At 66.4% G+C, this 9,626-nt stretch carries 9 protein-coding genes and 1 pseudogene; 6 read left to right on the plus strand and 4 right to left on the minus strand.

Annotated features, from left to right (window positions below):
* Position 1: 1 nt before the first annotated feature.
* From AC3WRI_RS29450 to AC3WRI_RS29470, 5 genes are all read left to right on the plus strand, one after another.
* A complete protein-coding gene (locus AC3WRI_RS29450; protein WP_492294616.1) occupies positions 2-1,108 on the plus strand; it encodes an ABC transporter ATP-binding protein in 1,107 nt (368 codons plus the stop codon).
* Positions 1,105-1,989, plus strand: coding sequence for a carbohydrate ABC transporter permease (locus tag AC3WRI_RS29455; protein WP_010814344.1), 885 nt, complete (start codon positions 1,105-1,107; stop codon positions 1,987-1,989). The genes AC3WRI_RS29450 and AC3WRI_RS29455 overlap by 4 nt, the downstream gene beginning before the upstream one ends.
* Positions 1,982-2,812, plus strand: a complete 831-nt coding sequence (locus AC3WRI_RS29460) for a carbohydrate ABC transporter permease (protein ID WP_011615695.1) — start codon at positions 1,982-1,984, stop codon at positions 2,810-2,812. Before AC3WRI_RS29455 ends, AC3WRI_RS29460 begins: the two co-directional genes overlap by 8 nt.
* A gap of 42 nt (positions 2,813-2,854) precedes the next feature.
* A complete protein-coding gene (locus AC3WRI_RS29465) occupies positions 2,855-3,163 on the plus strand; it encodes a DUF2160 domain-containing protein (RefSeq protein WP_010814342.1) in 309 nt (102 codons plus the stop codon).
* Positions 3,164-3,283: 120 nt separating this feature from the next.
* Positions 3,284-5,011, plus strand: coding sequence for an ABC transporter substrate-binding protein (locus AC3WRI_RS29470; RefSeq protein ID WP_041687812.1), 1,728 nt, complete (start codon positions 3,284-3,286; stop codon positions 5,009-5,011).
* 40 nt (positions 5,012-5,051) lie between these two features.
* Here AC3WRI_RS29470 and AC3WRI_RS29475 read toward each other — a convergent pair whose 3' ends face one another.
* Entirely contained in the window at positions 5,052-7,049 is a 1,998-nt protein-coding gene (locus tag AC3WRI_RS29475) for a sensor domain-containing diguanylate cyclase (RefSeq protein ID WP_492294617.1), read from the minus strand.
* A 322-nt stretch (positions 7,050-7,371) separates the two neighbouring features.
* Between AC3WRI_RS29475 and AC3WRI_RS29480 the strand changes: the two genes are divergently transcribed.
* On the plus strand, positions 7,372-7,977 hold the full coding sequence (locus AC3WRI_RS29480) for a cysteine hydrolase family protein (protein ID WP_010814339.1): 606 nt from the start codon (positions 7,372-7,374) through the stop codon (positions 7,975-7,977).
* Here AC3WRI_RS29480 and AC3WRI_RS29485 read toward each other — a convergent pair.
* The 3 genes and pseudogenes from AC3WRI_RS29485 to AC3WRI_RS29495 form a co-directional block, all read right to left on the minus strand.
* A complete protein-coding gene (locus tag AC3WRI_RS29485) occupies positions 7,974-8,603 on the minus strand; it encodes a hypothetical protein (RefSeq protein ID WP_439670778.1) in 630 nt (209 codons plus the stop codon). The genes AC3WRI_RS29480 and AC3WRI_RS29485 overlap by 4 nt on opposite strands.
* Positions 8,604-8,716: 113 nt before the next feature.
* Positions 8,717-9,361 (minus strand): hypothetical protein, encoded by a 645-nt coding sequence (locus AC3WRI_RS29490; protein ID WP_010814337.1) that lies wholly within the window; start codon positions 9,359-9,361, stop codon positions 8,717-8,719.
* Position 9,362: 1 nt separating this feature from the next.
* Positions 9,363-9,626 (minus strand): annotated as a pseudogene (locus AC3WRI_RS29495) (hypothetical protein); the annotation flags it as partial.

Below are 9,626 nucleotides of genomic sequence, written 5' to 3' on the forward strand. Positions count from 1 at the left end.
GATGGCGCGCATCGACCTGGACCTGGCGCACTCCTATGTGCCAAATCCGCGTACCGACGAGGACTACGCGCTGCTGCCGCTGCAATTCACGTTCGAAGACGGCGGCGCCTATGCGCTGCTGGGCCCGTCCGGCTGCGGCAAGACCACGCTGCTGAACTGCATTTCCGGGCTGCTGCGGCCCTCGCACGGCACCATCGCCTTCGATGGCCGCGACGTGACCGCCGCCACGCCGCAGGCGCGCAATATCGCCCAGGTGTTCCAGTTCCCGGTGATCTACGACACCATGACCGTCGGCGAGAACCTGGCCTTCCCGCTGCGCAACCGCGGCGTGCCGGAAGCCCAGGTGCGCGGGCGGGTAGGGCGCGTGGCCGAGATGCTGGACCTGTCGGCCACGCTCGATCGCCGCGCCAGCGGCCTGGCCGCGGACGCCAAGCAGAAGATCTCGCTGGGGCGCGGGCTGGTGCGCCAGGACGTGTCGGCCATCCTCTTCGACGAGCCGCTGACGGTGATCGACCCGCAGCTCAAATGGCAGCTGCGGCGCAAGCTCAAGGAAATCCACCACGAATTCCGCCTGACGCTGATCTACGTGACGCACGACCAGACCGAGGCGCTGACCTTTGCCGACCAGGTGGTGGTGATGTCGCGCGGCAAGGCGGTGCAGGTGGGGCCGGCGGATGCGCTGTTCGAGCGTCCCGCGCATACCTTCGTCGGGCATTTCATCGGCTCGCCGGGCATGAATTTCCTGACCGGGCAGTGGCGCGACGGCGCGATCGAGCTGGCGGGTCGCCGCTACATGCCGGAGTTGTCGCCGTCAGTTGAAGCGGCGCTGCGCGAGGCCGGCAGCTTCCGCATCGGCGTGCGGCCCGAGTACCTGCGCCTGGCGCCGGAGAGCGACGCGCAGGCGGTGCCGGTGCGGGTCGAGCGCGCGCAGGACATCGGCACTTACTGGCTGCTGACCGGCGGAGTGCAGGAGGCGGGCGCACTGGCCGGTACGCTGCGCGCGCGGCTGGGTATCGAGGCGGCCGATCTGCGCCTGGGCGACACGGCCTGGCTGTCGGTGTTCAACCGCCATACCTGCTACTACGTCAACGAGGAACTGGTGCCATGAAGCCCGTCAACCAGAAGGCCTGGCTGCTGGTGTTGCCGGTGGTGGTGTGCGTGGCGTTCTCCGCGATCCTGCCGCTGATGACCATCGTCAACTACTCGGTGCAGGACATCATCTCGCCCGAGCGGCGCGTCTTTGTCGGCACCGAATGGTTCCGCACCGTGTTGCGCGATGGCGAGCTGCACGACGCGCTGCTGCGCCAGCTGGGCTTCTCGCTGGCGGTGCTGCTGGTGGAGATCCCGCTCGGCATCCTGCTGGCGCTGTCGATGCCGGCCAGGGGCTGGAAGGCATCGACGGTGCTGGTGATCATCGCGCTGTCGCTGCTGATCCCGTGGAACGTGGTCGGCACCATCTGGCAGATCTTCGGGCGCACCGATATCGGCCTGCTCGGTGCCGCTCTCGAGGCGTTGGGGTTCGACTACAACTACACCGGCAGCGCTTTCGATGCCTGGGTCACGGTGCTGGTGATGGACGTCTGGCACTGGACGCCGCTGGTGGCGCTGCTGTGCTACGCCGGACTGCGCGCCATCCCCGACGCCTACTACCAGGCCGCGCAGATCGACGGCGCCTCGCGCCTGGCGGTGTTCCGCTATATCCAGCTGCCCAAGCTGCGCGGCGTGCTGATGATCGCGGTGCTGCTGCGCTTCATGGACAGCTTCATGATCTATACCGAGCCGTTCGTGCTGACCGGCGGCGGCCCCGGCAACGCCACCACCTTCCTGTCGCAGTACCTGACGCAGAAGGCCGTGGGCCAGTTCGACCTGGGCCCGGCGGCAGCGTTTTCCATCGTCTATTTCCTGATCATCCTGCTCATGTGCTTCATCCTCTATAACTGGATGCAGCGCGCGGGCACCGCCGGCAGCGAGGACATGCCCCATGGCTGAGATGCGCCCCCCCGCCAACCGCGCCACCTGGTGGCGCGCCGGCTTCCTGCTGGTCTACCTGCTGTTCGCCATCGTGCCGATCTACTGGATGGTGAACATGTCGTTCAAGACCAACGAGGAGATCGTCTCCACGCTGTCGCTGTGGCCCGCGGAATTCACGCTGCAGCATTACAAGACCATCTTCACCGACCCGTCCTGGTATTCGGGCTACGTCAACTCGATGATCTACGTGGCGATGAACACGATGATCTCGATCAGCGTGGCGTTGCCGGCCGCCTATGCCTTTTCGCGCTACCAGTTCATCGGCGACAAGCATGTGTTCTTCTGGCTGCTGACCAACCGCATGACGCCACCCGCGGTGTTCCTGCTGCCGTTCTTCCAGCTCTACAGCACCATCGGGCTGATGGATACCCACCTGGGCGTGGCGCTGGCGCACCTGGTCTTCAACGTGCCGCTGGCGGTGTGGATCCTGGAGGGCTTCATGTCGGGCGTGCCGCGCGAGATCGACGAGACCGCGTATGTCGACGGCTACTCGTTCCCGCGCTTCTTCCTGACCATCTTCCTGCCGCTGATCAAGGCCGGCGTGGGCGTGGCGGCGTTCTTCTGCTTCATGTTCAGCTGGGTCGAGCTGCTGCTGGCGCGCACGCTGACCTCGGTCAATGCCAAGCCCATCGTCGCCACCATGACGCGCACGGTGTCGGCATCGGGCATGGACTGGGGCGTGCTGGCCGCGGCCGGCGTGCTGACCATCGTGCCCGGCGGCATCGTGATCTGGTTCGTGCGGCATTACATCGCGAAGGGCTTCGCGATGGGTCGCGTGTAAGCGCGCGGCGCAACCCTGATCACAACACAAGGAGACGGCGCAATGCTGAGCTGGATGGTCTGGACGATACCGGTGGCGGTGTTCTTCGGCTGCATCGTAGTCATGCTGATCACCATGACTATCTGGGAAATACGCGCGCCGTCGGTGCTGCGCAAGGGCTTCCTGCCGATCGCGACCACGCGTGGCGACCGCTTGTTTATCGGGCTGATGTGCGCCGCCTGGGTCAACCTGGCGTGGGTGGGACTGGGCGAGAAAGTCACCGCTTGGCTGTCGCTGCCCGAAGAGCCGTCGGTCTGGATCAGCTTCGGGGTATCGATGCTGGTGCTGGCGCTGATCATGCGCAAGGGCTAGCCGTTTATTCGCAGGCATCAGGGTTAAATGGAAGGTTTGCGGCTTATCCCTGCCCCGGGGCCGCCACCACGACCACAGCCGGGGAGGGGAAATCTTGAGGAGACACTGATGAATGTGCACGTGAAGTTGGGGATGTCAGCCCTTGCCTGCGCGGCTGCGCTGGCTTGTGGGTCCGCCTCGGCGGGCGAGGCTGAGGCCAAGAAGTGGATCGACAATGAGTTCCAGCCCTCGTCGCTGGCCAAGGACAAGCAGCAGGCCGAAATGAAGTGGTTCATCGACGCCGCCGCCAAGCTCAAGGCCAGGGGGGTCACGCAGATCAGCGTCGTGTCCGAAACCATTACCACGCACGAGTACGAGTCCAAGACGCTGGCCAAGGCGTTCGAGGAGATCACCGGCATCAAGGTCAAGCACGACCTGATCCAGGAAGGCGATGTGGTCGAGAAGCTGCAGACCTCGATGCAGTCCGGCAAGTCGATCTACGACGGCTGGATCTCTGACTCGGACCTGATCGGCACGCACTACCGCTACGGCTCGATCTTGCCGCTGACCGACTATATGAACGGCGCCGGCAAGGAGTGGACCAACCCCGGGCTGGATGTGAAGGACTTTATCGGCACCAAGTTCACCACCGCGCCGGACGGCAAGCTGTACCAGCTGCCCGACCAGCAGTTTGCCAACCTGTACTGGTTCCGCGCCGACTGGTTCGCGCGCAAGGACCTGCAGGACAAGTTCAAGGCCAAGTACGGCTACGACCTGGGTGTGCCGACCAACTGGTCAGCCTATGAGGACATCGCCAACTTCTTCACCAACGACGTGAAGGAGCTCGACGGCAAGAAGGTCTACGGGCACATGGACTACGGCAAGAAGGATCCGTCGCTGGGCTGGCGCTTCACCGACGCCTGGCTGTCGATGGCCGGCACCGCCGACAAGGGCCTTCCCAACGGCATGCCGGTGGACGAGTGGGGCATCCGCGTGGCCGAGGACAAGTGCACGCCGGTCGGCGCCTCGGTGTCGCGCGGCGGTGCCACCAACAGCCCGGCGGCGGTCTATGCGCTGACCAAGTACATCGACTGGATGAAGAAGTACGCGCCGCCGCAGGCGATGGGCATGACCTTCTCCGAGGCCGGCCCGGTCCCCGCGCAAGGCCAGGTGGCGCAGCAGATCTTCTGGTACACCGCCTTCACCGCGGACATGACCAGGAAGGGCCTGCCGGTGGTCAACGCCGACGGCTCGCCCAAGTGGCGCATGGCGCCGTCGCCGTACGGCCCGTACTGGAAGCAGGGCATGCAGAACGGCTACCAGGACGTGGGCTCCTGGACCTTCTTCAAGAACACCGATCCCAACAAGCTGGCGGGCGCCTGGCTGTATGCGCAGTTCGTGACATCCAAGACGGTCTCGCTGAAGAAGTCGCTGACCGGGCTGACCTTTATCCGCGACAGCGACATCCACCACGACTACCTGACCAGGAACGCGGCCAAGTACGGTGGGCTGATCGAGTTCTACCGCAGCCCCGCGCGCGTGGCGTGGACGCCGACCGGCACCAACGTCCCCGACTATCCGAAGCTGGCCCAGCTGTGGTGGAAGAACGTGGCCACCGCGGTGACCGGCGAGAAGACGCCGCAAGCCGCCATGGACACGCTGGCCGAAGAGATGGACCAGGTCATGGCGCGGCTGCAACGCGCCGGCATGAGCAACTGCGCGCCCAGGCTCAACCCGAAGGGAGACCCGGGCAAGTGGCTGTCGAACGACCATGCGCCGTGGCAGAAGCTGGCCAACGAAAAGCCGAAGGGCGAGACCATTCCTTACGACAAGCTGCTGCAGGCGTGGAAGGAGGGGAAGGTGCGCTGAGGCGCCGAGGCGTTGATGCTGCCGGCGACGGTTGAATGCCTTACGTGGTCAAGTCCGATGTTTCCGATTGGGCCTCTGCCGCCGCCTGCACCGCATAACGCGCCTTGCCGTGCCGCTTGGCCTCGTACAGCGCCATGTCGGCGTGCATGAACAACTCGCTCGCGGTCATGGTGTGGCGCGCGTCATGGATGGCCGAGCCGACGCTGGCCGAGGCCGCCAGCGTGTGGCCATCGATCACGAAGGGCATGCGCGCGGCCTGCACGATGGTGTTGGCGATGGATGCCATGGCCTGGCGGTCGGCAACGCCGTCCAGGATCACCGCAAACTCATCGCCGCCGATGCGCGCGACCGCGTCGCCCTTGCGCACGCAGGCGCGCAGCCGCTGCGCAAAGGCGACCAGCAACTGGTCGCCCACCGGATGGCCAAAGCTGTCGTTGACGCCCTTGAAGTCGTCCAGGTCCACCAGCAGCAGCGCCAGCGAGCGCCCGTCGGCGCTGGCGCGGGCCATGCATTCGGCCAGGCGCCGGTCGAAACCCTTGCGGTTGAGCAGGCCGGTGAGGTAGTCGGAGATGGTCTGTGCTTCCAGGCTGCGCAGTTTTTCGCGCTCATGGGTGACATTGCGCCCGAACATGTGCAGGCCGATGACGGTATCCTGCACATCGTTCCAGGCCGGCTGGCAGGTGATCTCCATGCATTCGGTGCCATCAGCGCTTTCACGGGTGAACGTCACCGCGCGCCCGGCGCAGGCCTGCTCCAGGTACGGCTGGCAGGCCAGGTATTCCTGCGTGCCCCACAGTTCGCGCAGCGACAGCCCCACGATCTGCTGCGCCGGCACGCCATAGCGCTGCGCATAGGCCTGGTTGACGAAGACGTAGCGCTGCTGCATGTCGATGAACGAGACAAAGTCCGGCACATGGTTGGCGATCGCCTCGATGCGCTTCTCGCTTTCGGCGGCGCGGTCCTTGGCCGCTTTCAGCGCGGCTTCGCGCTCCGACAGCTGTGCCACCACCTCGGCGAAGGTCGCGGCCAGTTCGCCGATCTCGTCGGCGCGGCCGACGGGCAGGTCCGCCACCGCGGCCGGGTTGGTGCCGATCTGGCGCACGGCGCGGTGCAGCCGCTGCAGCGGTTCAAGCAGGCGGCGCATGACCAGCCACATCATCGCGGCGGCAAGCAGCATGGTGATGGCGCCGATGACCAGGGTCCGTTGGCGCACCGCGAGCAGCGGCGCGTAGGCTTCGGCTGCCGGCAGGACCGCCACCAACTCCCAGCCGTTGGATGCCAGCAGATGGCGCGCCACGATCGGCTGCGTCGGCGTCAGGACTTCCAGGAAGGCGGGGGCGTGATCGGCGCCGCAGGCTTCGCCGATCGCGCGTGCGGGGCTCAGCACGCGGGCAGCGTCCGGGTGCATTGCATAGCGGGGATTGGTGCCGGCGGAAACCAGGCAGAAGCTGCCGGTAGTGCCCACGCGGCTGTGCGCAAGCTCGCGCAGGAAGTTGCTGTCCGAGAGGTTCAGGACGCCCCCGACCACGCCGCGCAGCTCGCCACCCGGCCCGTGCAGCGGCACTGCCAGCACTACGCCGGGGGCATTGGTCTGCTTGCCCTGGATCAGGTCCGACACCGCGAACGCCTGGCCCTGCTGGATATCGCGGAAATAGTCGCGGTCGTCCACGCGCAGGCGCACGCCATCCGGCACGGCGGTGCTGAACACCAGGTGCCCGTCGGGCGCGGCCAGGAAGACGGCGTTGAAAGTCTCGGGCATTTCCACCATGCCCTCCACGGCCCGGCGCAGTTCGGCCGGCTTTGCCGAAAGCATGGGGGAGAGCTGGCTTGCCACGCGCCGCAGGACGGTGGCGCGGCCCTGCAGCTTTTCATCGAGCTGCTCGACCACCATCTTGACCAGCGTGTCCTGCTGCGTCTGCTGCAAGTTCTTCAGGCCGTCGTAGGCGTAGTACTGCGCGTAGAGCGCGCGCAGCACGATGATCAGCGTCACCACACCCGCCGTGGCGAACGCCATCCGGTACTTCAAAGAGTGCTGCATGATTGACTTATTTCTTGTGCGCACTGACCCGTATCCTCGTCCCGGCGCATTGTGTTGCCGACCCGAGATCCCGTCCGGGACGTGAAATCAAGATTAGCAGATGTCAAGATGAAATTCGCAACTGTTTGCAACAGCGCGCCAGGGTGCCAGCGCAACGTGCCGGCCGCGCTACAGGGAAGGGCCTGGCCGGTGGCGAGATCGCCACGCGCACTCATGCACCGATTCCGTCTTGGCAGTAGCATGCGGGATGGCCCGCGATGTGGCGGGCCCGTCTCGCGGTTCCTGATTGCCCGTTCCTGATTCCTTTCCAGCCCAAACGCCAATGACTACACCGACTACGCTGCTCGACCTGGCCGGCGCCAGCCGCACCCCTTCCGCCTGGGAAGCCGCCGTCCTGATCCTGATCGACCATCAACGCGAATACGTCGACGGCCGCCTGCCGCTGGCCGGCATGCCCGCGGCCGTGGCTGCCTGCGCGCAATTGCTGGCGCTGGCGCGCCGCCACGGCACGCCGGTAATCCATGTCGCGCACCACGGCCGGCCGGGCAGCATGGCGTTCGATCCGACCGGGCCGTATGCCGCCTTCATTGAAGGGGTGGGGCCGCAGGCCGGTGAGATTACCGTCACCAAGGGCTTGCCCAACAGCTTCGCCGGCACCACCCTGGCCGACGAACTGGCCAGGCTCGGCCGCAAGGAGCTGATCGTGGCCGGCTTCCAGACGCATATGTGCGTAAGCGCCACGGTGCGCTCGGCGCTCGACCACGGCTATCGCAGCACCGTCGTGGCCGCGGCCTGCGCCACGCGCGACCTGCCTGACCCGCTGGGCGGCCCCGCCGTACCTGCGGCCGATCTCCACCGCAGCACGCTGGCCGCGTTGAACGACCGCTTCGCCACGGTCGTCGCGGACGCAGGGGCCTGGCACGGCTAACCAGCGACAGGCCAGGTGCGCACGCGCAGCACGGTATGGTCGCGCGGGCGCAGCGTCAATTCCAGTGCGGTCGGCACGCCCCGCCTCGTGATCGGCGCGACAAAGCGTGCCATTTCCGCTGCTGCAGCGAGGCGCGTGCCGCAGCGCATCGCCAGCCGCAGGATATGCAGCGGCACGAACCGCTCCGGCTCCTGCATGTCCGCCAGCGCGGCCAGCGTGAAATGCAGTGGTTGCCGAGCCAGTGCGATGAAGTGCCCGCGCAGCCGCGCCAGCGTCGCCGCGGGCGCCGCCAGTCCTTCGCCCTCGGCGCCGCTGCGCGTCATGCCGCGCACACGCGGCTGCCACAGCGTGCCGGCAACCAGCAGCGGTGCGCGCCCCGCGCCAGCTTCATCCACGCATGCATCCAGCGCCACGACATGGCCCGTCAGGTCATAGGTGGAAGCCACCGAGGCAAAGCTGCGGTGGTAGCCGATGATGCAATCCATGTCTTCGTCATAGACTGGCAGCGCATCACGCGGCACGCGCGCCGGGCGCATCTCGAACCAGCCGGCACTGACCGGGTTGCGGCCGGTCCAGGGCAGGGCGAGTTCTGTTTCGGTCGCGGTGGGGAGGCAGGGGGACGGCAAGTCGTGCTCCGGTGCAGGTCGGAGCAGTCAAGGTAGCCGGCGAGTGAGTGGGCGGATATGAGATAAGCCTTGTCGCCGGCAACGGAAAGGTTGCGTCGCGACGTGGCTGGGGCCTAGAAGCTCACGCCCAGCGAAAGGATCGCGACCTGGTCCGTCGAGCCCGGGTTGAACCAGTAGAAGCCCGCCGTGAACCTGCGCACCGTGACCTGGAAAAAGCCGCCTCGCTGGAGTTCGCGGCCTCCCCCGTAGATCCGGGTACGTTGCGCGACCAGGCCCAGCCTCAGCCATTCGACCGGGCGGAAGCCAAGTTCGCTCCAGGCGTAGAGATAGCCCGGCTCTTCGCCGCGCGCATCCAGGTATTCGGCTTCGATGTAGTAGTCGAACTTGCTCACTGCGACGCTGGCCTCGATTCCGCCGATCAGGCCGTGGGTGGAGCCTCCCACGAAGCCAACGATGGGGGTCGCCTTGAACTGGATGGTTTCGCCGCCCGAGAAGGTCCAGCCGATGAAGGCTGACTGCGAGTGGACTGCCTCGTAGTTGCTTCTTGCCTCGAGGTGAAGCTGCTTCCTTTCGGCGATGAAGATGCCGGAGAGGTAGTCGCCGCTCTGGCGCGGCATGTTCCAGTAGCCTGTTGCCGAGAAGGTCCAGGGCGAGCCGGCCGCCTGCCCGGCGGCATCCGGCGCGGGCTGGGGCGGCTCCTGTGCCTGGACCGTGCCCGCGCCAAGGGCGGCGGCAAGCAGCAGGATCGCGCCTCGCATCTCAGCCGCCCAGCGCGATAATGGCGATGGTCATGACCACGCCCAGCGCAGTCATGGCTGCGCCAGTGACCCAGCCGCCAAAGCCGGCATAGTGGCCCAGCGCCCACCCGGCGGCGAACAGCATGGCCAGGGTCAGCCCGCGCGAGATCAGTAGCGCCAGTTTGACATCGTCCAGCAGTACGAACGGCAGTGCGACCGGAAACGTGGCCAGTACAACGATAAAGAAGATGTGCACTGCACCGATCAGGTCGGCCATGTTCAGGCG

This window comes from Cupriavidus sp. FW305-27, from assembly GCF_058787995.1.